We start from the raw sequence: 22,472 nt of genomic DNA on the forward strand, positions 1-22,472 counted from the left end.
TCAGTCCTTAACCGCTCCGCCCAGCCCCGAGACCAGACGTCGCTGTACGAGTACGAAGAACACCAGCACCGGAACCGTCATCACCGTGGAGGCCGCCATGACCCCGCCCCAGTCCGGATCGTCGGGCTTGTAGAAGACCAACAGGGCCATCGGCAGGGTCGACTGGGAAGTGTCGCTGATGATGAAGGACTTGGCGAAGAGGAAGTCGTTCCAGGCCGAGATGAAGGAAAACACGCTCGTGGCCACCAGCCCCGGGAAGACGAGCGGGAAAAGGATCTGCCACAGGAATCGCGTCCGGCTCGCGCCGTCGATGTACGCGGCCTCCTCCAGCGCGTCCGGTACGGCTTTCACGAACCCCCGCAGCATCCAGATCGCGAACGGCAGCGAGAACGCGATCTGGGGCAGGATCAGGGACCCCAGGGTGTTCAGCAGGCCGAGCCCTCGCATGGTGAAGAACAGGGGGATCGTCAGCGCTTCCACGGGCACCATCTGGGCCACCAGGAACATGATCAGGAGGGTGGTCCGGAAGCGGAACCGGAATCGGGTCACGGCGGTCGCGGCGAGAAAGGCGATCAGTGCCGAGACGATGACCACCGTGCCCGCCACGACAAGGCTGTTGACGAAGTATCGGCCGAATTCCTGCTGCCCGAAGACCCGTCGGAAGGAGTCCAGGGAGGGCGCGAGCGTCCATGGCCGGGGCTCGCTCGACTCGATTTCCCCGGCCGGTTTGAAGGCGCTGAGCACCATCCAATAGAGGGGGAAGGCGACGACGACCGCGATCAGCAGCGCCGAGGCCTCGGCCGCGAGCCGCCAGGGCCGTCGTACGAAACCGCGGAGCATGCTCACAACTCCTCCCCCTGCCTGCGGAGCAGGCGCAGATAGACCAGCGTGACGGCGAGCAGCATCAGCAGCATGACGACGCCGACGGCCGAGCCGAGGCTGTATTTCGAGGACGCGAACGCCTGTTGGTAGGCGTACACGTTGAGGACGAGGTTCTGGCCCGCGATGCCGCCGCCGTTGGTCATGACGTAGATCTGGGTGAAGACCTTGAAGTCCCAGATGACGGACTGGATGGTGACGACGGTCAGGATCGGGCGGAGCATCGGCGTGAGGACCGACCGCCAGATGCGCCACTGCGAGGCGCCGTCCAGGGCGGCGGCCTCCAGGACCTCGGAGGGTACGGCGCGGATGCCGGCGTAGACCGTCACCATCACGAACGGGAAGGAGCACCACACCACTTCGAGCAGGACGAGGAAGAACGCGCTGAGGCGTCCGTACGTCCAGGAGTGGTCACCGAGGCCCAGGACGCGGTTCACCGGGCCGAAGTCCGGGTCGAACAGCAGCAGCCAGACCGTCGAACCCGTCACCGCCGGAGTCGCCCACGCCCCCAACGCGGCCAGCATCAACGCCAGTCGGGGCAGGGCCCGTACGCGGGTGAGCAGCACGGCGAGCGCGCAGCCGACCGCGAGCGTCGAGACCACACAGGCCCCGGCGAACAGCACGGTCGACAGCAGCACCTGCCAGAACTGGCTGTCGGAGAACAACTCCGCGTAGTTCCCGAACCCCTTGAAGGTGGTCGGCTCGCCACCACTCACCTGGGCCTGCGTGTACTGGAAGAACGAGATCAGGCCGAGCTGGTAGATGGGATAGACGAGCAGACCGCCGAGGACGGCGACGGCGGGGGCGAGATAGAGCCAGGGGGTCCAGGTCGTTCGCGTACGCATTCGCTCAACCCGCGGAGCTGAACGCGTCGTTCATCTTCTTCGCCGCGTCCTTCGAAGCCGCCGCCACGCTCTTCTTGCCGCTGATGACCTCCTGGAGCATCGTCGGCAGCACCAGCGAGGAGTCGATCTCGGACCAACCCGGCGACGCGGGAACGAACTTGGTGCCGGCGGCAAGGGTCTGCACGAAGGGCTTCTCGAACGGGACCTTCGCGGCGGCGGCGGCGCGGACGTCCGTGAACGTCGGCAGGAAGCCCATCGCGTCGAACATGGAGGTCTGTGTCGCCTTCGAAGTGAGCTGCTCCATGAGGTCCACCGCGAGCGTGCGGTGCGAAGTGCTCTTCAGGACACCGATGTTGTTGCCGCCGGCGAACGCGGGGGCGACCGAGCCGGACGCGACACCCGGCAGCGGGACGACCGCGTACTTGCCCTTGACCTTGCCCGCCTCGACCGCGCTGTGGCTGAAGTCGCCGCCGATCGCCATGCCCGCCTTGCCTGCGGCGAACGCGGTGATCGTGTCGTTGCCGCCCATGACCGCGCACTTGGCGGCGGGACAGTTGTCGCTCGTGAAGAGGGAGGTGTAGGCCTTGATGCCCTTCTGGGCGGCGGCGCTGTCGATCGCCGAGGTGTACGAACCGCCCTTGGCGGTGGCGAGTTCGCCGTCGTTGGCCCAGACGAAGGGCATCGCGCCGTAGGTGTAGGCACCGCCGACGACGAGGCCGTAGAGGTCGGACCTCGCCTTGTGGATCTTCCGGGCGGTGGACGCCAACTCGGCCATGGTCTTGGGGGGTTGGAGGCCGAGGTCCTTGAAGACGTCGGTGCGGTAGTAGAGGGCGCGGACGCCGACGTAGAACGGGGAGCCGTACTGCTTGCCGTCGACCGTGACGGACTGCTTCGCGGTGGGGTCGGTGTCCTTGGCCTCGCTCCAGATGCCGAACTCCTTGGTGACGTCGAGGAGTCCGCCGTCCTTCACATAGCCGGCCGTGTCGGTGTTGCCGTACTCCATGACGTCGGGCGCGGACTTCGGGTCGTTGAACGCGGCCTTGACGCGCTGGGCGCGGGTGTCGATCGGGATGTACTCGACGTCGACCCTGGTGCCCTTGTGGGCCTTCTCGAAGGCGCTGACCACGGAGTCGACGACCTTCGCCTTCGGGTCGTTGCCGACCTCCTGGAAGAGCCACACCCGCAGGGTGCCGCTCGTCTCGTCCTTGTCCGAGGACGAGTTGTCGGAGGTCTGGGGCGCGCAGCCCGCGACGACGGCGGCGGTGGCCAGGAGTACGGCGAATCTGGGGGCGAGCTTCATGGAGCGTTCCTCCGGGGAATCCGGGCGTGCGTTGCAACATATGCAATGGGCGTTTCGCTCTGCACAACACCACGGAGATTAAGGAGTAGATGAACGCGGCCACAAGAGGTCTCAACCACTTCGTGACACGCAAAAGGCCCTCGGGGCACGCAGAAGCGCGCCCCGAGGGCCTTCAGACAGTCAGAGGGAGCGAGCGGCTACTTGTCGCCGCCCTTGCCCTTGTCGCCGTCCCCGCCCGAGCCCATGGACTCGTAGATCTCCTTGCACATGGGACACACCGGGTACTTCTTCGGGTCGCGGCCCGGAACCCAGACCTTCCCGCACAACGCCACCACGGGAGTGCCGTCCAGGGCGCTCGCCATGATCTTGTCCTTCTGGACGTAATGGGCGAAGCGCTCATGGTCCCCGTCGCCGTGCGACACCTGGGGCGTCGGCTCTACGAGGGTCCCCGTACCAGTCCCGCGCTCGGGCTCAAGAGTGCTCATACGGCCAAGGGTACTGAAGCCCACCGGCATCGGTTCCGCGAAGGGTCGATCAGTTCGTCGATCAGTTCAGGGAAGGGTCGTCCGGATACGTCGCCACCATCGCCAGCTCGCTGCGCTGGCGGCGCAGCACCTCGCGCCAGAGCCGCTCCGGGGACGGCGAGGAGACGTCACCGGGCTCCGACTCCACGACGTACCAGGCACCGTCCACGAGTTCGTCCTCCAGCTGACCGGGGCCCCAGCCGGCGTACCCGGCGAAGATTCTCAGGGAGCCGAGCGCCGAGGCGAGCAGTTCCGGCGGGGCCTCCAGGTCCACGAGGCCGATCGCGCCGTGCACCCGCCGCCAGCCGAGCGGGGCGCGCTCGCCGGCCGACGCGCCGCCCGGGATGACGGCGACACCGAGGGCGGAGTCCAACTGCACCGGGCCGCCCTGGAAGACGACCCCCGGTTCGCCGGCGAGGTCCGCCCAGCCCTCCAGGATGTCGCCGACGTCCACAGGGGTCGGCCGGTTGAGGACGACACCGAGGGAGCCCTCCTCGTCGTGGTCGAGGAGGAGCACCACCGCGCGGTCGAAGTTCGGGTCCGCCAGGGCGGGTGTTGCCACGAGCAACCGCCCTGTGAGCGAGGACACCTCGGTCATGCCAGACATGATCCCGCATCTTCCGCGTGATGGGGGAGGCAATGCGGGTACCTGAGTGAATGCAGCTCAGGGCGCACCGAAGCGTCCGCCGCGCACACCCCCGCCCGGTGACCCCATGTGCCCGATTGAGAACGGTTCGTGTTGTGACACAGCTATGACGTGGCTGAGTGCTCTTCGGGCTTTCTGAAGGGGGGTGGGCGGCCATTACGCTTACGTCTTCGGCCCCTGCCCAACTCCACGGAACGCGAGATTCATGACCGTCAACGGCTCAGACGACGTACTGCTTGTCCACGGCGGAACCCCGCTGGAGGGCGAGATCCGTGTCCGCGGTGCGAAGAACCTCGTACCCAAGGCCATGGTCGCCGCCCTGCTGGGCAGTGAGCCAAGTCGACTGCGCAACGTACCGGACATCCGAGACGTTCGGGTCGTACGCGGACTGCTGCAACTGCACGGGGTGACGGTCCGTCCGGGTGAGGAGCCGGGCGAGCTGGTGCTCGATCCGTCGCACGTCGAGAGCGCCAACGTCGCCGACATCGATGCCCACGCGGGCTCGTCGCGCATCCCGATCCTGTTCTGCGGTCCGCTGCTGCACCGGCTCGGGCACGCGTTCATCCCGGGGCTCGGCGGCTGCGACATCGGCGGCCGGCCGATCGACTTCCACTTCGAGGTGCTGCGGCAGTTCGGCGCGAAGATCGAGAAGCGGGCGGACGGCCAGTACCTGGAGGCCCCGCAGCGGCTGCGCGGTACGAAGATCAAGCTGCCGTACCCGTCCGTCGGCGCGACCGAGCAGGTGCTGCTGACCGCGGTGCTGGCGGAGGGCGTCACCGAACTCGCCAACGCGGCCGTGGAACCGGAGATCGAGGACCTCATCTGCGTCCTGCAGAAGATGGGCGCGATCATCGCCATGGACACCGACCGCACGATCCGCATCACCGGTGTGGACTCGCTCGGCGGCTACACCCACGCGGCCCTCCCGGACCGCCTGGAGGCCGCGTCGTGGGCGTCCGCGGCGCTGGCGACCGAAGGCAACATCTACGTCCGGGGCGCGCAGCAGCGCTCGATGATGACGTTCCTCAACACCTACCGGAAGGTGGGCGGTGCCTTCGCGATCGACGACGAGGGCATCCGCTTCTGGCACCCCGGCGGGCAGTTGAAGTCCATCGCGCTCGAAACGGACGTGCACCCGGGCTTCCAGACGGACTGGCAGCAGCCGCTCGTCGTCGCCCTCACACAGGCGACCGGCCTTTCCATCGTCCACGAGACGGTCTACGAGTCCCGGCTCGGCTTCACCTCCGCGCTCAACCAGATGGGCGCCCACATCCAGCTCTACCGCGAGTGCCTCGGCGGCTCCCACTGCCGCTTCGGCCAGCGCAACTTCCTCCACTCGGCGGTCGTCTCGGGCCCCACCCGCCTCCAGGGCGCCGACCTGGTCATCCCCGACCTCCGCGGCGGCTTCTCGTACCTCATCGCGGCGCTGGCGGCCCAGGGCACGTCCCGCGTCCACGGCATCGACCTCATCAACCGCGGCTACGAGAACTTCATGGAGAAGCTCGTGGAGCTGGGCGCGAAGGTGGAGTTGCCGGGCAAGGCGCTCGGATAAGCAGTCGTAGGAACGCTTGAGCAGCCGTCCGTACGACGATGGGGCGGCCACCCTGACCGGGTGGCCGCCCCATTCGCGTTACTGACCCTCGTACGCAATCCCGTCGCGTACGCGAAGGCCTACTTGCCCTTGGCGGCTTCCTTGAGCTTGCTGCCCGCGGACACCTTGACGCTGTAACCGGCGGGGATGTTGATGGGGTCGCCGGTCTGCGGGTTGCGCGCGGTGCGAGCGGCACGGTGAGTGCGCTCGAAGGTCAGGAAGCCGGGGATGGTGACCTTCTCGTCGCCCTTGGAGACGATCTCGCCGACGGTCTCGGCGAACGCGGCCAGAACGGCGTCGGCGTCCTTGCGGGTCACCTCGGCACGGTCGGCCAGCGCGGCCACCAGCTCACTGCGGTTCATGTTGTTACTCCCGTGTTCTTCTTGCCGTTTGAGGCGTGCCACGCGGCGGAGCCGCATATCGGGCACGGTGAAGCCGATGCTGCCAGGGTCCTCGGTGAGTCCCCGGACCCGGGTCCGTCGTCCAGACCCTCGCGCCCGAAGACGCATCCTGCCCCTACCTGCGGCGGGAAAGCCAATCCGGCACCCGTAGGAGTCGCGAGAACACCCGTGGGAGTCACACGAAGAGCGCCACTGCATCAGTGTGGTGACGCTCCGTCGGCTCCCGGCAGCGAGGGCCGGGCCTGGAAAGGCCCGAAGCCTGGCCGCCACGATAAACGGCCGCCGAAGGCCCCGGGTTCCGCGACGCGCCGATGTACGGGCGGCCGTGGCGATCCTCACAGCCGCCGCACACACGTCGCCCGACGGGCTACGAGGCAGAGGGTGTCGCGGAGGGCGCCGCGGCTCCCGCCGCCTTCGCGGCCTCGCGGACCGCGCCGGCCACCGCGCCGGCGACCTTGTCGTTGAAGACGCTGGGGATGATGTAGTTCGCGTTCAGCTCGTCCTCGGACACGACGTTCGCGAGTGCGGTCGCCGCGGCGAGCATCATCTCGGTGTTGACGGTGCGGGACTGCGCGTCCAGCAGGCCACGGAAGACACCCGGGAAGACCAGCACGTTGTTGATCTGGTTCGGGAAGTCCGAGCGGCCGGTGGCCACGACAGCGGCCGTCTGACGGGCGATCGTCGGGTCGACCTCGGGGTCCGGGTTCGCGAGCGCGAACACGATGGCGCCGTCGGCCATCGCGGCCACGTCGTCGCCGTCGAGGACGTTCGGGGCGGAGACGCCCACGAAGACGTCGGCGCCGCGCACGGCCTCCTTCAGGGTGCCGGTGAGGCCGTCGGGGTTGGTGTTGTCGGCGATCCAGCGCAGCGGCGAGTCGGCCTTGGCGTCGACCAGGTCCTCGCGGTCGGCGTGCACGACACCGTGGATGTCGGCGACGACCGCGTTCTTGACGCCGGCGGCGAGCAGCAGCTTGAGAATGGCCGTACCGGCCGCGCCCGCGCCGGACATGACGACCCGGATGTCGCCGATGCCCTTGCCGGCCACCCGCAGCGCGTTGGTCAGCGCGGCGAGGACGACGATCGCGGTGCCGTGCTGGTCGTCGTGGAAGACGGGGATGTCGAGGGCCTCGCGCAGCCGGGCCTCGATCTCGAAGCAGCGCGGCGCGGAGATGTCCTCCAGGTTGATGCCGGCGAAGCCCGGGGCGATGGCCTTGACGATCTCGACGATCGCGTCGGTGTCCTGGGTGTCCAGGCACAGCGGCCAGGCGTCGATGCCGGCGAACCGCTTGAACAGGGCCGCCTTGCCCTCCATGACCGGCAGCGCGGCCTTGGGGCCGATGTTGCCGAGGCCGAGCACGGCGGAGCCGTCGGTGACGACCGCGACGGAGTTGCGCTTGATGGTGAGGCGGCGCGCGTCCTCGGGGTTCTCCGCGATCGCCATGCACACGCGGGCGACGCCCGGGGTGTAGATCATGGAGAGGTCGTCACGGTTGCGGATCGGGTGCTTGGACTGCATCTCGATCTTGCCGCCGAGGTGCATGAGGAAGGTACGGTCGGAGACCTTGCCGAGGGTGACGCCCTCGATGCCGCGCAGCTGCTGGACGATCTCGTCGGCGTGGGCGGTGGAGGACGCCGCGATGGTGACGTCGATCCGGAGCTTCTCGTGGCCGGAGGCGGTCACGTCGAGGCCGGTCACCGAGCCTCCGTGGGACTCCACGGCCGTGGTGATCTGGGAGACCGCCGTTCCGCTGGCGGGCACCTCCAGACGGACCGTGATCGAGTAGGAGACGCTGGGCGCCGTAGCCATGGCCGACTTCCTCTGCTTTCACCGTTGAGCTGAGTACGCGCTCCGATGGTCGCACCTACTGCCCGGTAGGCGTTAGCCGCCCCCGATTGCGAACGTTTTGTTCGCAAGAAAAAGAGGCCCCCGTCACGGAGGCCTCTTTCACGATCAATGACACCGACCCGCCATGCTCGCCTCGCGGCAAGTGGTCGCTCTAAGCGACGAAGGTTGGGCCCGGGGGCTTGGATCGGGCCGGTGTCACACCCAGGCTAACAAACGGATCCCGTAAGGCCATTCCCATCCCGAGAGTTCATAGGAAGCACTCTCCCGATCAGTCCCGCAGAAGGTCCGGCACCCCGTTCGCGTCCGGCTCGTCCCGCTCGGCGGAGACGACCGTGAGCTGCTGGGTCGCGCGGGTGAGGGCGACGTACAGGACGCGCAGGCCGGCGGGCGACTCGTCGGCGATCTCCGCCGGCGACACGACCACCGTCGCGTCGTACTCCAGGCCCTTGGCCTCCAGGCTGCCGAGGGCGACGACCCGGTCGCCGAGACCGGTGAGCCAACGGCGGGCCTCCTCACGGCGGTTCATGGCGACGACCACGCCGACCGTGCCGTCCACCTGGTCGAGCAGCCGGGCGGCCTCCGCGCGGACGGACTCCGACAGCGAGTTCCGTACGACGGCGAAGCGGGGCCTCACTCCGGTCGAGCGGACCGCGGACGGGGACTCGGAGCCGGGCATCGCGAGGGCCAGGACCTTGGCCGCGAGCTCGGCGATCTCGGCCGGGTTGCGGTAGTTGACGGTGAGGGTGAAGCGGCGGCGGGGGCGGGAGCCGAGGGCCTCGTCGCGGGCCTCGGCGGCCTCGTCGGGGTCGGACCAGGAGGACTGGGCCGGGTCTCCGACGACCGTCCAGGTGGCGTGCCTGCCGCGGCGGCCGACCATGCGCCACTGCATCGGGGTGAGGTCCTGGGCCTCGTCCACGATGACGTGCGCGTACTCGACGCGCTCCTGGGCGAGCCGCTCGGCCCGTTCGCGCTGTGTCTCCTCGCGTACGGGCATCAGCTCTTCGAGGCCGGTGAGCTGGTCCAGCGGGTCCAGGTCGCGCCGCTTGCGGGGGCGGGCCGGGGTGCCGAGGATCGCCTGGAGTTCGTCGAGGATCGCCACGTCGTGGACGGAGAGTCCGTCCCGCTTGAGGGCGCGGGCGACCCGGCGGACCTCGCCGGGGTTGAGGATGCGCCGGGCCCAGCGCCCGAGTCTGCGCTCGTCGGACATCGCCTCCAGGACGGCGCGCGGGGTGAGTTCGGGCCACCAGGCGTCGAGGAACGCGATGAACTCGTCCTCGCTCGCGACGTCCTCGTCGAAGGAGGAGCGCAGTTCGGCGGCGAGTTCGGGGTCGGTGTGCCGGCTCGCGGAGCCGGAGCGCTCCCACAGGGCGTCCAGGAGGAGCTTGCGGGCGCGTGGGCGCAGCATGTTGACCGGGGCCGTACCGCTGAGGGCGTTCTGCCGGACGCGCTCCAGGTCGGCGGCCTCCAGTTCGAGCCGGCGGCCGAAGGCGACGACCCGCAGGCGGGCCGGTGACTCGTTCGCTTCGAGGGCGCCGCGGGCGGCCTTCCGCAGGACGCGGAGCATGCGGTACGAGCCCTTGGTGCGGGCGACGGCCGGGGAGTCGTACAGGGTGGCCTCGGCGCCGTCGACGAGCGAGCCGATGGCGCGGATGGCGACCTGGCCCTCCTCGCCGAGGGACGGCAGGACGCCCTCGGTGTACGCGACCAGCAGCGGGGTGGGCGAGACGATGAGGATGCCGCCCGCGTAGCGGCGCCGGTCCTGGTAGAGGAGGTAGGCGGCGCGGTGCAGCGCGACGGCCGTCTTTCCCGTCCCCGGGCCGCCCTCGACGTAGGTCACCGAGGCGGCGGGGGCGCGGATCACCAGGTCCTGTTCGGCCTGGATGGAGGCCACGATGTCGCGCATGGTGTGGCTGCGGGCCTGGCCGAGCGCGGCCATCAGGGCGCCGTCGCCGATGACGGCCAGCTTGTCGCCGTCGAGGAAGGCGGTCAGCTCGGGGCGCATCAGGTCGTCCTCGACACCGAGGACCCGGCGGCCCTTGGAGCGGATCACCCGGCGCCGTACGACCCGGCCGGGGTCGACCGGGGTCGAGCGGTAGAACGGGGCGGCCGCGGGCGCCCGCCAGTCGATGACCAGGGGCGCGTACTCCGTGTCGAGGACGCCGATGCGGCCGATGTGCAGGGTCTCGGCGATGTCGGCCGTGTTGTCGTCGCGCACCGAGCCGTCGGCGGGTTCGACGGCGGTGTAGGCGCCGTCGGGCCCCTTCTGGCCGTCCTTGCCGAGCAGCAGGTCGATCCTGCCGAAGAGGAAGTCCTCGAACTCGTTGTTGAGCCGGTTGAGGTGGATACCGGCGCGGAACACCTGCGCGTCGCGTTCGGCGAGCGCGCCGGGTGTGCCGACCTGGCCGCGCTTGGCGGCGTCGTTCATGAGGAACTCGGCCTCGCGGATCTTCTCCTCGAGACGCCGGTACACCCGGTCCAGGTGTGCCTGTTCGCCGCTGATCTCCCGGTCCCGTAGCGAATCCTGGGCGGATTTGTCGGACACCGCATCGAGCGCGGTCTCCTGTTGAGCCTGTGCGGCCACCGGGCCCCCTTCTGACGTGCTGGGCAGCCGTCAACCGTACGCGAAGGGAGGCCGCCGAGGCGAGGGGCCCGCCCGGCGGATCCTGACAAAGACGCGGGGCCCGGTGCGCGCGTGCGCGTCCCGGACCCCGTCGAGCACAGTGGACCAGCTGCTAGGCGTCCACTTCCACGAGCTTCTTGCCGTCGAAGGTCATGACCTCGAAGTGGTCGATCTGGTTGGGCGAGAGGGCCGCTCCGCCCTGGGCGTAGAGCGGCGCCTTGGCCTCGGCCTTCGTGGCGTTCGCGATGCCGTAACCCCAGGCCGGGACCGACCAGGAGCTCATGGTCTCGCGCTCGCCGTTCTTGCCGACCGCGATCAGGGAGCACTTCAGCGGGCCCTTGACGTTGCTGAGCTCGACGACCCCGAGGGTGCCCCAGTCCTTCTTGGTCATCGCCACGGTCGCGGAGACCTTGGTGGTCTTGTCCGTGGCGGAGACCTTGTCGGACAGAGTTTCGAAGGTGGTCTTGGCCGTGGCCACGGCCGGGGCGTCACCCGAGCTGTTGCCGCCGTTGGCCGCGATGACCGCCAGTGGTCCGGCGATGATCAACGCTGCCGCCGCGGCGATCATGTAGAAGCTGCGCCGGCGCTTCATCGCCCGGCGTTCACCGACGTCGTCGACCAGCCGCTCCACCAGCCGCGGGCTCGGCTTGGCGGACAGGGACTCGCCGATCGCGGGAGTGCCGGAGCCCGGCAGGTCCGCGAGCGCCGCGAGCATCGGTTCCATCCCGGCCAGCTCGTCGAGCTGCTGGGCGCACCACTCGCAGGTGGCGAGGTGTGCCTCGAAAGCGGTTGCTTCGGCGTCGTCGAGAATCCCGAGGGCGTAGGCGCCGACGGTCTCGTGTTCGTTCGAGCCCTGAGATCCCTGCATGGAACCTGGACTACCCGTTCCGTATCCCCCGTAAATGCTCATGCCGTCACCCCCCGCTCCTCCAGAGCAAGCTTCATCGATCGAAGGGCGTAGAACACCCTTGAGCGCACCGTGCCACTGGGGATGCCAAGCGTCTCGGCCGCCTCATTGACGGTACGCCCCTTGAAGTACGTCTCGACGAGCACCTCCCGGTGGGCCGGGGTCAGGTCGTCCAACGCGTCCGACAGTGTCATCAGCCACAACGCCTTGTCGATCTCGTCCTCCGCGGGGATGACCTCCAGCGGCGACGGGTCCACCTCCTGCGGCCGGGCCTGCCGGCTGCGGTGACCGTCGATGACGATGCGCCGTGCGACCGTCACCAGCCAGGGTCGTACCGATCCGGTCGCCCGGTTGAGCTGGCCGGCGTTCTTCCAGGCCCGGATGAGCGTCTCCTGCACCACGTCCTCGGCACGTTGCCGGTCACCGGCGACGAGCCGCAGCACATAGGCGAGCAAGGGTCCGGCGTGCTCTCGGTACAGGGCACGCATCAGCTCCTCATCAGGTTCCGAGGACTGGGACATGCGATGTCGGGCCCTCGGCGCTTGTTCATTGGCCACGACGGAATCCTTGCGCACGCCCACCTCCGGTGTCCGGGGGTTGCCCCGGTCGGTCGCTCATGGAGAGGTACGCGAGAGGGCGGGCGGGTGTTCAACGTGAGGCGACAGTTTTCTTCGAAGTGACGTGACGACCGGGACATGAGTGCACATTCCAGCCGTACGATCTTTACATTTCCACCACATAAGCAAGATCACGCGGGTTGCCCGTGCGGCGGCTGAGTGAAACGCGCTGTTGCCAAAATCACGTCCCCGATTGACGGTCCATCACTTCACAGAAGCCGCATATGGGATTCTCAGGCTCGGGCGAGGGCCGCGCGCCGTCGGTGCCGGGCCACTCTTTCGCGGTTCCCGCAGACCTCGCTGGAGCACCAGCGCCTCCTGCGTCCCCGTGACGTATCCAGGTACACGATGGGGCAGTTGTCGCCTTCGCACTCCCGGAGCGAGGCCCGCGCGACCGGGTCGGTGAGCAGTTCCACGGCGTCCCTGGCGATCACCGCGAGCAGCGCCTCGCACTCCGGCGGACCGGCCAACTCCCGCACCAGCGCCCCGTCTTCGGCGTGTACGGCACGGGGTGCCGGGGGCGCGACGCGGGCGCGGTCGTTGAGGTGGGCGAGCGCGAGGTCGTAGGACCGGGCCTCGGTTGATGGCCTGCTGCGCACCAACTGTCCGATCCGTCCCCTCAGTTCACGGAAGCCGACGAGCCAGGTCGCGTCGACGTGCGCGAGGTCGGTGGCCGCCGGGACGAGTCCGGAGCGGACGATCCACGCGCGCAGTGGCTCCGGCGCGTCGAGCCGTTCCTCGGGATGCGTGGTCGCGAGCAGATCCAGGCAGATCCGCCCGGCGTCGAAGCGCAGCTCGTACGGGGCCATGGTCGTACCCAGTGCCATGTGCCTGTCACCGCCTAGGGACTACCCCGGTCGGGAAACCGTTGCCTCTACAGTGCCTGCCCGCCCGCGCGGCCGGAACCCCTCGTACCGAGTGCGCGTGGGGAGTGCGTGTGGGGAGTGCGTGTGGACGGCCGCGTATGCGCGTGCGCGTCTCGGCGATGTCGAGGGCGGGGCCGGGTCCGTTGGCTGAACGCATGACAGAGAACAGGACAGAGAGCAGGACTGCCAGGACTGCCAGGACTGCTGCCGGGACTACGACGGGTTGGGTTCTGGGTGCGGCCACGGTCGCGACGGGGCTGATCGCCGGGGCCTTCTACGTCTTCGCCTGCGCGATGTCGGCGTGGCAGGCACGCGGGCGCCCGTACCGGGGGTGGGTGTGGGCGGGGGTTGGTGTTGTACGGGGCCCACCAACGCCGGTGAAAGTCAGCAACGCCCGCACCAATCACCTGCTCAACCGTCGGAGTACTTCTCGTCCGCCGCCGGATCCAGCGCCAGCCGGTATCCCCGTTTCACCACCGTCTGGATCAGCTTCGGGGCACCGAGTGCCGTACGCAGACGCGCCATCGCCGTCTCTACGGCGTGCTCGTCGCGCCCGGCGCCGGGGAGGGCGCGGAGGAGTTCCGCGCGGGCGACGACCCAGCCGGGGCGGCGGGACAGGGCGCGGAGCAGGGACATGCCGGCCGGCGGGACCGGTCGTAGCTCGCCGTCGACCAGGACCGCGTGGCCGCGGATCTCCACCCGGTGGCCCGCGACGGGCAGGGTGCGGGCGCGGGCGGGGAGTTCCTGGCAGAGGAGCTGGACGAGCGGGCCGAGGCGGAAGCGTTCGGGCTGGACCGTGGTGATGCCGTGGTTCTGGAGCGGGAGCGCGGTGACGGGGCCGACGCAGGCCGGGAGGACGTCGTGGTGGAGGGCGGCGAGGAGTTCGGGCAGCAGGCCCCGGGTCTCGGCGCGGTTGAGGAGCGAGGCGGCGGCCGGCGCGCTGGTGAAGGTCAGCGCGTCCAGGCCGCGCGAGACCGCCGCGTCCAGCAGGCGGTCCACCGGGGCGATGTCCTCGGGCGGCATCCACCGGTACACGGGGACCACCACGACGTCCGCTCCCCCGGCGCGCAACGACTCCACGAACCCGGGCAGCGGTTCCCCGTGCAGCTGTACGGCGACCCGGCGGCCGTCGACGCCCTCCTCCAGGAGCCGGTCGAGCACCTCGGCCATGGACTCGGAGGACGGTGACCACTCCTCGGTCAGACCGGCGGCCCGTACCGCGCCCTTCACCTTGGGCCCGCGGGCGAGCAGTTCGACCCCGCGCAGCCGGTCGAGGAGGGCCTCGCCGAGCCCCCACCCGTCGGCGGCCTCGACCCACCCCCGGAACCCGATCGCGGTGGTGGCCACCACGACATCGGGCGCCTGGTCGATCAACTCCTTGGTGGCGGCGAGCAGTTCGCTGTCGTCGGCGAGGGGCACGATGCGCAGCGCGGGCGCGTGCACGACCATCGCGCCGCGCCGCTGGAGCAGGACCCCCAGCTCGTCGGCACGGCGTGCGGCGGTGACGCCCACGGTGAACCCGGAGAGAGGGCCGTGGGGCACGCTCTCCGGTCGCTGCGGTTGTTCGTCCATGTCTCTCGTCCCGAACGTAGTCGTACGTGCAGTAGTGCAGGGATGGTGCGGCGGTGCCTACATGCCGAACGAGCCTGTCAACGGTGCGTGACAGGCTCGGTTCGACTTCATGTCAGCGGTGTTACGTCACACCTCGGCATAGCTGAGCTGGGGCTTCGCCTCCGATGCGGAAGCTTTGGCCTGCGCCTGCGCGGTCGGGCGGCGAAGGTATACGGCCCAGGTGGCGGCGAAGCAGAGGCCGTAGAAGGCGAGGAAGGCGACGAACGCGCCGGTTCCGGAGCCGTAGGAGAGGAAGGACTGCCGGAAGGCGAGGTTGATGCCGACGCCGCCGAGCGCGCCGACGGCCCCGATGAGGCCCATGGAGGCCCCGGAGAGCCGACGCCCGTAGGCAGCCGCCTCCTCCCCCTCCAGTCCCTTCGCGAGGGCCTTGGTCTGGAAGATGCCGGGAATCATCTTGTACGTCGACCCGTTGCCGAGCCCGCTGAGCACGAACAGGACGACGAAGACGGTCACGAACAGCGGGAGCGACTTCTGCATGCTGGCGACAACCAGGATGGCGGTGGCGGCGGCCATGGCGACGAAGTTCCACAGGGTGATCTTCGCGCCGCCGTAGCGGTCGGCGAGCCAGCCGCCGACGGGGCGGATGAGGGAGCCGAGCAGCGGACCGATGAAGGTGAGATACGCGGCCTGCAGCGGCGTACGGCCGAACTGCACCTGAAGCACCTGTCCGAAGGCGAACGCGTAGCCGATGAACGACCCGAACGTGCCGATGTACAGGAACGCCATGATCCAGGTGTGCCAGTCCCGCGCGGCGTCCTTGGCGGCGCCGGTGTCGTTCTTCACGGAGGTGAGGTTGTCCATGAAGAGGGCGGCGAGGGTGGCGGCGATCAGGATCAGCGGGATGTAGATCCCGAGCAGCACGCGCGGCCCTCCACTGGCCCCGATGATCGCGAGGGCGATGAGCTGGATGACCGGGACGCCGATGTTGCCGCCCCCGGCGTTGAGCCCGAGCGCCCACCCCTTCTTCTTCAACGGGAAGAAGGCGTTGATGTTGGTCATGGAGGAGGCGAAGTTGCCGCCGCCGATACCGGCCAGCAGGCCGATCCAGAGGAAGGTGTCGAAGGAGGTCCCCGGCTTCATCACCACGAACGCGGCGATGGTGGGGATGAGGAGGAGGCTCGCGGAGACGATCGTCCAGTTCCGTCCGCCGAATATGGCGACCGCGAAGGTGTACGGCACCCGGACGACCGCGCCGACGAGCGTGACCATCGAGGTCAGCAGGAACTTGTCGGCCGGGGTCAGCCCGTACTCCGGGCCCATGAAGAGCACCAGCACGGACCACAGGGTCCAGATCGAGAAGCCGATGTGCTCGGAGAGCACGGAGAACAGGAGATTGCGACGGGCGACCTTCTCTCCGGTCTCCCGCCAGAAGGTCTCGTCCTCCGGATCCCAGTGCTCGATCCACTTGCCAGTGGCTGTCATGACGCCTCCACGGTCCACTACGGGGTAACGAGCGGTGATGCATCCCGAAGGTAGGGAGGGCGGGTTTCCACGCTGTGGCTGTGAGTGACCGGAAGGGAACGTTGCTCTCACCGGCGGAGAGTGGCCGCGGTGAGGTCGTGCCGGGGTCCTCAGGGCACCATGCGCCGACCGTGACGCCAAAAGGCACTCTGTCGTCGGCCACGTGTCCCCCTGGGCCGGTGGCGATCGTGGTGTGTCGGTGCGTCGGTGTCTCGGTGTCAGGGGGTGGGGTGAAAAAAGTGTGACACTCCGCGCGAAAGTGGCTCACTTCTGGGGGACCACTCCCCTGTGGGTACGCTCGCGCGTGACGTCAGGGCTGCCTGGACGACGTGGATACGGCGGCCCCGCCACGGTCCGTGGCCAACTCCAGCGCCTGCCGGTCTGCGTGTCCGGCGCCGCCGCTACAGGCGCCGTCCGTCTCCGCGAAAGCGACACCCGCACACCATCCTCACCACCCCACCCGCCGGCCCGCGGCACCTGGTCGGCACCCTCAAGTACCCTTCCGCCGACTCCCCCCACCGCTGACCCCGTTCGGCCACAGCCTCGGCGCCCGCTTCGCCGCGATGTCCTCGATCCACCCGAACGCCAGGATCGCCATCGCGATGAGCGGCCAGATGAGGATGAACATCAGGAACGTGTCCGCCTTGTCGAGGAGGGCGGTCGCGCTGTCGCTCTCCATGAACGGCAGGTTGTACAGCTGGTCGATGATGGGGACCGTGGCCATGATGAGGAGGTTGTGCCACAGGTAGATCGTGACGGCACGGTTGTTGGAGAGGGTCACCAGCTTGTCCCAGCGGGCCAGGCGGCCCGGCAACTCCTGCCAGGACGGGGCGTATTGGAGCAGGATGACCACGATCCCGAAGGACCACGTCGCCTGTGCCAGCGGGATGTCGTTCAGGTCCCAGCCGTCCGGGCCCAGATGACCCGAAGCCCACCACAGGCCGAAGCCCATGATCACCGTCGCGCCCGACACCGCGAGATAGCGCGGGACTTGCTTCAGCACGCCCTCGTGGTGGGCGAAGCCCAGGACCCAACACCCGCCGTACACCGCGAAGTCGGACACCGCGTTGCCCGTCTCACCCGGGATCGTCACAAGACCTGTGCCTACGACCGCCGTCAACGCCAACGGCGCCAGCAGCGTCGCCCACGGCACCCTGCGGAACGCCCACAGCAGCAGCGGTGACGCGATCACGAACCACAGATACGCCCGCAGGTACCAGAGCGGGCCCGCCGCCTGGTCCGCCCATGTGCTCTCCAGCAGGCCCGATTCGGAGCCCAGGTGCTCGGGGTACGGCGGCGCGCCGACCGGCACGAGGTAGTCGAGCACCTTCGCCGCACCCCACCAAGTGCCGCCCAGGTCAGGGTCCTTGAGCGGGTTCCAGTCCATCGCGAACATCAGCGCCAGCACCACCGCGCTGAACGCCCAGAGCGGGGGCAGCAGTCGCCGTAGCCGGCCCCTGATCACGCCCAGCGCGGGACGGTTCAGCGAGCGGGCCATCAGGGAACCCGCCAGCGCGAACATCACGCCCATGGACGGGAAGAGGACCGACAGCCAGGCCCAGCCGAAGAGGTGGTAGACGACCACCCGGACCAGGGCGATCGAGCGGAGGAGGTCGAGGTAGCGGTCCCGCCCGCCGCCGGCCGACTTGGCCTTAGCCTGTGCCTTTGCCGGATCCGGTGCCAACTCCGTTTCCTGTTGGCGCTGTTGGGGAATCCCGTAGGCCGGTGTCGACTCGGGGTCCGGGGTCGTGCCCGTGCCCGTCGTGTATCCGTGGGTCATGCCACAGTCCTCCGATCGTCACTGCCACTGCGGCTGCGCTGGGTCGGTACCGGCCCGCCGGGCGCCTCCACGACTCCCGTGCGCCGCAGCTTCTGCCAGCGCAGGCGGCCTCCGGTGAGCGCGGTGATCCAGGACTGGAGCAGTACGACGTACATGAGTTGGCGGTAGAGGATCTGCTGGAGCGGCAGCGAGACGAGGTGGGTCATGCGTTCGCGGTCCAGGCGGAACGCGTACGCCGCGCAGAACGCCTGGATGGCGAGGACGCCCAGCCAGGCCAGGAAGGTCTTCTCGGTCGGGCCGAACACCAGGCCGTAGAGCAGGAACACGTCGATCAGCGGGGCCAGGATGGGGGCGATGACCATGAAGAGGGCCACCAGCGGGAGGCCGACGCGGCCGAAGCGGCCGGACGGGCCGCGGTCGAGCAGCGCGCCCCGGTGCTTCCAGATCGCCTGCATCGTGCCGTACGACCACCGGTAGCGCTGGGACCACAACTGCTGGACCGTCTCCGGGGCCTCCGTCCACGCCCGGGCCTTCTCGGCGTAGACGACGCGCCAACCGTCGCGGTGGATCGCCATAGTGATGTCGGTGTCCTCGGCGAGGGTGTCCTCGCTCATGCCGCCGACCCGCTCCAGCGCGCTTCTCCTGAAGGCCCCCACGGCGCCCGGGATCGTCGGCATGCAGCGGAGGATGTCGTACATCCGGCGGTCGAGGTTGAAGCCCATCACGTACTCGATGTGCTGCCAGGCGCCGATGAGCGAATCCCGGTTGCCCACCTTCGCGTTGCCCGCCACCGCGCCCACGCGCGGGTCGCCGAAGGGCTGGACAAGCTCCCGTACGGTGGCCGGTTCGAAGACCGTGTCGCCGTCCATCATCACGATGAGGTCGTGACTGGCGTTCGCCAGGCCGCGGTTGAGGGCGGCCGGCTTGCCCGCGTTGAGCTGGCGTACCACCCGGACGTTGGGCAGGGCCATCGCCTCGACGATTCTCGCCGTGCCGTCCGCCGAGCCGTCGTCGACGACGATCACCTCGACGGGGTGTTCGCTCGCCATGAGGGAACGGACCGTGTTCTCAATGCACTTGGCCTCGTTGTACGCCGGGACGAGGACCGTGACCGGTTCGGTGACCGGCGGGCCCCAGGCGAAGTTCTTGCGGCGGACGCGGCGGGCGTGGATCACCGAGAGCAGGAGCATCAGCACGAAGCGGGCGATGACGAGGGAGCCGGTGATCGCCAGGCCGACCACCAGAACGTCGGTGATGTTGTCGGAGGCCTGGACCAGGAAGATCCACGCCTTGCCCTTCCACAGGTTGAGGCCGGTCACCGGGGTGAGCGCGCTGGGCGCGCCGAGCGCCTCGGTGAGGTTGTCGAACCGGTAGCCCTTGGCCTGCATCTCCGGCAGGAACTTGTCGAGCGCCTGCACGGTCTGGTGACGGTCGCCGCCCGAGTCGTGCATCAGGACGATCGCGCCCTTGCCGTCGCGCGGGGTGGCGTTGCTGATGATCTTCGCGACGCCGGGCTTCTGCCAGTCCTCGCTGTCCGTGTTGTTGACGGCGGTGATGTAGCCGCGGGTGCCGATGTACTCGGTCACCGGCCAGGACAGGTTGTCCATCGCGTCGGCGGAGGACGAGTACGGCGGCCGGAACAGCGACGTACGGATGCCGGCCGCGCCGGTGATCGCCAGCTGGGTCTGCGACAGCTCCCAGTCGATGCGCTTCTTGGACTGGAAGGAGAGGTCGGGGTGGCTGAAGGTGTGCACGCCGACCTCGTTGCCCTCGTCCACGATGCGTTTGACCAGGTCCGGGTAGCGCGAGGTCATGGTGCCGGTGACGAAGAAGACGCCGTGCGCGTGATGCTTCTTCAGCACGTCCAGGACCTTGGGGGTCCAGGTCGGGTCGGGGCCGTCGTCGAAGGTGAGGACGATGTCGTGGTCCGGCACGTCCAGACTCGTCGTACGGCCGCTGCGGGTGTCGATGACCGGGCCGCCGTCGAGGATCTTGTCCGGCACCGTGTTCGTGGCCGCCTCGGGGCGGATGCGGTGGTCGGCGAGGATCTCGCTGTGCACATAGCCGCGCAGCATCAGCATCGCGAGCATCGCGACAAGGAGCAGCATCGGCAGCAGGAACCGCATGGAGATACGGCGCCGCCGGGAGCCGCGTGCCGTTTTGGGCATGCCTCCGTGACGGCCGCCCGGGGCCGTGTTCGTGGCTGCGGGGCGGCGGTTGTGCGATGCCATCAGACGATGTGCTCCGAGGTCATGGAAGGTGCCGGTGCCGGTGCCGATGCCGATGCCAGGGCCGATTCGGAGGGCGCGGCAGGCCCCTGTGCCACGGGCGACGGCGAGTTCGGGGCGTCGGCGACCGTGCCGGTGCCCGCAGTCGGGGTCGGGGTGGGCGTCGTCGGCTGCGCCGGGGCGCTCGTACCGCCCGTCGGTGTGCTCGGGCCGGCGGACGGGGTGTCCTGCGGGTGCGAGGGCTGTACGACGGGATTGCTCACGGTCCCGCCGGCCGGGGCCGCCGTGCTCTTGCTGGCGGACGGCTTGGCGGACGCGGACGTGGTCGCCTTGCTGCCAGGGGCTTTGGACGCGCCGCTCGCGCTCGCGCTGGCGTCGGCGCCCGGCGAGGGTGTCGTACCGTCACTCGCCGTCGGGATGTTCCCCGGCGCCACGCCGCCGCCGGCGGACGGCCGGCCCGACTCGGCGGGCAGCGGCGAGGTGTCGACCTTGCTCGCGGGCGGGTCTTCCTTCTGCCCCGGCATCGGGAGCCACGGCGCGTCCGAGCTGCCGGACAGCAGCGTGGCGACGATGACGACGGCGTACACCGCGCAGGCGATGCCGACGGCCATGCCGATCCGGCGGTACCTACGGCTGCGGCGCCCGGACTCGTCGACGAAGACGGGCCCGTCCGATCCGTCGTGACCGGCGCCCTTCGCTCCAGGATCGCCGTCCAACTCCTCGGCGGGGCCGTCGAGTTGGACGGTCACCTCGTCGGGGTCGTTCGCCGCGGGCACGCCCCAGGGATCGGCCAGGGCACCGGACGGACCGATGGGCGGACCGACGGATGGACCGAGGGGCGGACCGACGGGCGGACCGTTGAGCGGCCCTGCCTGTCCCTTGCGTACTCCCTTGGGCACGACCGGCCAGGACGACCCCGGCGGCCCGGACGACTGGGACGGCTCGGTCCGTACACGACCGGCGGCATGACTGGCATGACCGCTGTGGCGGCCGCGCCCACCGCCCTCGATGATCTCCGACCCTCCGGATGCTTCGGTCTCCGGGAACGCCTGGGCCTCTCCGCCTACGACCGGTACGTCTCTGGTCGCGGATGCAGCCTGAGGCCATTCCAGTTGGGCGTCTTCTCGCCACTTTTCCACGCGCACGCACATCCCCCCACGGAACTGTTCCGGGGGCGCAGACGACCCTGAGCACACGCCGTCGAACCGGGCCCCCACCCGGTCCACGCACCCCCTGTACCACACCGTGCCCAGGTCACCGAAGGTAGCGTAACTGGACCACCACATGTGACGGGATGCGTAATTTCTACGTCTTTAGCATGTCCACGTCCATGGCTGGAATCCATCCATCTGCGGGCCGCCGAAGCCATCCCTCGGCACCGCCGATCTCCGCCGCAGCGCGTCGAAGCGCGTCGAATCCGGGGTGCACCAGCCCCTTTCGCCACACGAGCGACACGGGCGACAAAGGCACCGGCTTCACCAGAGGCCGCAGCACGGTCCGGCGCATGGCCGGAAAGCCCACTACAGCGAGAATCGGGTTCCTCGTCCTGCCCATCACCCGTTCGAATTCCTCTTCCCCTACGGCCATATGTGCGGGCGCCGCAACCTCGATGTCACGCCCCTCGAACAACCGCCGCGCGAGATCCGTCCACTCCGGGGTACGCGGATTCCCGGCCCCCGCGTACACGGCCTCCCCCTTGAGCGCGTCCACCGGCACCTCCGCGAGCGACGCCAGCCGGTGGTCCTCGGGCAGGACGACCGCCATCGGCTCGTACCGCACGAGTTGGTGGTCGAGCCCGGCCCGCAGCGCCCGGTCGAGCCCGGCGAACCTCCCGAACGACACGTCGAGCCGCCCCGCCAGCAACTCCCCCGCGGCTCCCGTCAGTCCGCTCTCGTAGCGGGCCATCAGCTCCTGCTCCGGGGCGAGTTCACGGGCCCGGTGCAACACCCGGCGCCCGGTGCCGAGCCCCGGCGAGTTCAGATCCACGAGCAGTGGCCGGGCCTGCCGGAACGCGGCGAGCAACTCGTCGTGCGCGGCCAGCACTTGCCGGGCATACGGCACCAGCCGCGCACCGTCCGCCGTCAGCGTCACCTGCCGGGTGGTCCGCACGAACAGCTCGGCCCCCAACTCCCGCTCCAGCCGCCGCACATCACGACTCAGCGCCTGCTGGGCGACGTAGAGCCGGGTGGCGGCACGGGTGAAGTGCAGTTCCTCGGCGACGGCGAGAAAGGCACGGAGGAGTCGGGGGTCCACGTGGGCCGGTGTCCGGGGCATCCGGCGAACTTACAACGCAGGTGCGTGAATCGGCGCGGAACAGGTGTTGGACCCC

18 protein-coding genes are annotated in these 22,472 nt (G+C 69.4%); 1 reads left to right on the top strand and 17 read right to left on the bottom strand.

What is annotated here, in order from left to right; genetic code table 11:
* From ACWDEW_RS11435 to ACWDEW_RS11455, 5 genes are all read right to left on the bottom strand, one after another.
* Entirely contained in the window at window positions 1-846 is an 846-nt protein-coding gene (locus ACWDEW_RS11435) for a carbohydrate ABC transporter permease (RefSeq protein ID WP_450511812.1), read from the bottom strand.
* Window positions 843-1,724 (bottom strand): carbohydrate ABC transporter permease, encoded by an 882-nt coding sequence (locus tag ACWDEW_RS11440; protein WP_450511814.1) that lies wholly within the window; start codon window positions 1,722-1,724, stop codon window positions 843-845. Before ACWDEW_RS11440 ends, ACWDEW_RS11435 begins: the two co-directional genes overlap by 4 nt.
* A gap of 4 nt (window positions 1,725-1,728) precedes the next feature.
* Window positions 1,729-3,024 (bottom strand): extracellular solute-binding protein, encoded by a 1,296-nt coding sequence (locus tag ACWDEW_RS11445; protein WP_450511816.1) that lies wholly within the window; start codon window positions 3,022-3,024, stop codon window positions 1,729-1,731.
* A 197-nt stretch (window positions 3,025-3,221) separates the two neighbouring features.
* The gene (locus tag ACWDEW_RS11450) at window positions 3,222-3,509 is read right to left on the bottom strand and encodes a DUF3039 domain-containing protein (protein WP_026178118.1); all 288 of its coding nucleotides are present in this window, start codon (window positions 3,507-3,509) and stop codon (window positions 3,222-3,224) included.
* Window positions 3,510-3,570: 61 nt separating this feature from the next.
* Complete coding sequence (locus ACWDEW_RS11455) at window positions 3,571-4,146, bottom strand: YqgE/AlgH family protein (protein ID WP_431250756.1); 576 nt, start codon at window positions 4,144-4,146, stop codon at window positions 3,571-3,573.
* A gap of 253 nt (window positions 4,147-4,399) precedes the next feature.
* On the opposite strand from ACWDEW_RS11455, the gene murA reads away from it, so the two are divergent.
* Window positions 4,400-5,746, top strand: coding sequence for a UDP-N-acetylglucosamine 1-carboxyvinyltransferase (murA, locus tag ACWDEW_RS11460; protein ID WP_019065962.1), 1,347 nt, complete (start codon window positions 4,400-4,402; stop codon window positions 5,744-5,746).
* 119 nt (window positions 5,747-5,865) lie between these two features.
* On the opposite strand, the gene ACWDEW_RS11465 is transcribed toward murA, so the two are convergent.
* The 12 genes from ACWDEW_RS11465 to ACWDEW_RS11520 form a co-directional block, all read right to left on the bottom strand.
* A complete protein-coding gene (locus tag ACWDEW_RS11465; RefSeq protein WP_019056394.1) occupies window positions 5,866-6,147 on the bottom strand; it encodes an HU family DNA-binding protein in 282 nt (93 codons plus the stop codon).
* A 406-nt stretch (window positions 6,148-6,553) separates the two neighbouring features.
* Complete coding sequence (locus ACWDEW_RS11470; protein ID WP_450511818.1) at window positions 6,554-7,993, bottom strand: malic enzyme-like NAD(P)-binding protein; 1,440 nt, start codon at window positions 7,991-7,993, stop codon at window positions 6,554-6,556.
* Between the two features lie 307 nt (window positions 7,994-8,300).
* Window positions 8,301-10,613, bottom strand: a complete 2,313-nt coding sequence (locus tag ACWDEW_RS11475) for a HelD family protein (protein ID WP_450511819.1) — start codon at window positions 10,611-10,613, stop codon at window positions 8,301-8,303.
* A 151-nt stretch (window positions 10,614-10,764) separates the two neighbouring features.
* Window positions 10,765-11,520, bottom strand: coding sequence for an anti-sigma factor family protein (locus ACWDEW_RS11480; RefSeq protein WP_450511821.1), 756 nt, complete (start codon window positions 11,518-11,520; stop codon window positions 10,765-10,767).
* Window positions 11,521-11,558: 38 nt separating this feature from the next.
* Entirely contained in the window at window positions 11,559-12,080 is a 522-nt protein-coding gene (locus ACWDEW_RS11485; RefSeq protein ID WP_019056398.1) for a sigma-70 family RNA polymerase sigma factor, read from the bottom strand.
* 329 nt (window positions 12,081-12,409) lie between these two features.
* Window positions 12,410-13,003: a CGNR zinc finger domain-containing protein gene (locus ACWDEW_RS11490; RefSeq protein WP_450511823.1), complete on the bottom strand. Its 594-nt coding sequence runs from the start codon at window positions 13,001-13,003 to the stop codon at window positions 12,410-12,412.
* Between the two features lie 450 nt (window positions 13,004-13,453).
* Window positions 13,454-14,614 (bottom strand): uroporphyrinogen-III synthase, encoded by a 1,161-nt coding sequence (locus tag ACWDEW_RS11495; RefSeq protein ID WP_450511825.1) that lies wholly within the window; start codon window positions 14,612-14,614, stop codon window positions 13,454-13,456.
* A 126-nt stretch (window positions 14,615-14,740) separates the two neighbouring features.
* Entirely contained in the window at window positions 14,741-16,096 is a 1,356-nt protein-coding gene (locus ACWDEW_RS11500; protein WP_450511827.1) for a nitrate/nitrite transporter, read from the bottom strand.
* A gap of 529 nt (window positions 16,097-16,625) precedes the next feature.
* On the bottom strand, window positions 16,626-17,915 hold the full coding sequence (locus ACWDEW_RS11505) for an acyltransferase family protein (RefSeq protein WP_450511829.1): 1,290 nt from the start codon (window positions 17,913-17,915) through the stop codon (window positions 16,626-16,628).
* Window positions 17,912-20,083, bottom strand: a complete 2,172-nt coding sequence (locus ACWDEW_RS11510) for a bifunctional polysaccharide deacetylase/glycosyltransferase family 2 protein (protein ID WP_450511831.1) — start codon at window positions 20,081-20,083, stop codon at window positions 17,912-17,914. The genes ACWDEW_RS11505 and ACWDEW_RS11510 overlap by 4 nt, the downstream gene beginning before the upstream one ends.
* A 62-nt stretch (window positions 20,084-20,145) precedes the next feature.
* Window positions 20,146-20,919, bottom strand: coding sequence for a hypothetical protein (locus tag ACWDEW_RS11515; RefSeq protein ID WP_450511833.1), 774 nt, complete (start codon window positions 20,917-20,919; stop codon window positions 20,146-20,148).
* Window positions 20,920-21,448: 529 nt separating this feature from the next.
* Window positions 21,449-22,417, bottom strand: a complete 969-nt coding sequence (locus ACWDEW_RS11520; RefSeq protein ID WP_450511834.1) for a LysR family transcriptional regulator — start codon at window positions 22,415-22,417, stop codon at window positions 21,449-21,451.
* Window positions 22,418-22,472 lie beyond the last annotated feature (55 nt).

This window comes from Streptomyces sp. NPDC001100 (genome assembly GCF_053598575.1).

Bases quoted from the DNA above. Each gene is read 5' to 3' on its own strand.
- ACWDEW_RS11485 (WP_019056398.1), bottom strand. From the start codon at position 12,080: ATGTCCCAGTCCTCGGAACCTGATGAGGAGCTGATGCGTGCCCTGTAC.
- ACWDEW_RS11465 (WP_019056394.1), bottom strand. From the start codon at position 6,147: ATGAACCGCAGTGAGCTGGTGGCCGCGCTGGCCGACCGTGCCGAGGTG.
- ACWDEW_RS11495 (WP_450511825.1), bottom strand. From the start codon at position 14,614: ATGGACGAACAACCGCAGCGACCGGAGAGCGTGCCCCACGGCCCTCTC.
- ACWDEW_RS11490 (WP_450511823.1), bottom strand. From the start codon at position 13,003: ATGGCACTGGGTACGACCATGGCCCCGTACGAGCTGCGCTTCGACGCC.
- ACWDEW_RS11500 (WP_450511827.1), bottom strand. From the start codon at position 16,096: ATGACAGCCACTGGCAAGTGGATCGAGCACTGGGATCCGGAGGACGAG.
- ACWDEW_RS11445 (WP_450511816.1), bottom strand. From the start codon at position 3,024: ATGAAGCTCGCCCCCAGATTCGCCGTACTCCTGGCCACCGCCGCCGTC.
- ACWDEW_RS11455 (WP_431250756.1), bottom strand. From the start codon at position 4,146: ATGACCGAGGTGTCCTCGCTCACAGGGCGGTTGCTCGTGGCAACACCC.
- murA (WP_019065962.1), top strand. From the start codon at position 4,400: ATGACCGTCAACGGCTCAGACGACGTACTGCTTGTCCACGGCGGAACC.
- ACWDEW_RS11440 (WP_450511814.1), bottom strand. From the start codon at position 1,724: ATGCGTACGCGAACGACCTGGACCCCCTGGCTCTATCTCGCCCCCGCC.
- ACWDEW_RS11505 (WP_450511829.1), bottom strand. From the start codon at position 17,915: ATGACCCACGGATACACGACGGGCACGGGCACGACCCCGGACCCCGAG.
- ACWDEW_RS11480 (WP_450511821.1), bottom strand. From the start codon at position 11,520: ATGCAGGGATCTCAGGGCTCGAACGAACACGAGACCGTCGGCGCCTAC.
- ACWDEW_RS11470 (WP_450511818.1), bottom strand. From the start codon at position 7,993: ATGGCTACGGCGCCCAGCGTCTCCTACTCGATCACGGTCCGTCTGGAG.
- ACWDEW_RS11450 (WP_026178118.1), bottom strand. From the start codon at position 3,509: ATGAGCACTCTTGAGCCCGAGCGCGGGACTGGTACGGGGACCCTCGTA.
- ACWDEW_RS11520 (WP_450511834.1), bottom strand. From the start codon at position 22,417: ATGCCCCGGACACCGGCCCACGTGGACCCCCGACTCCTCCGTGCCTTT.
- ACWDEW_RS11510 (WP_450511831.1), bottom strand. From the start codon at position 20,083: ATGCCCAAAACGGCACGCGGCTCCCGGCGGCGCCGTATCTCCATGCGG.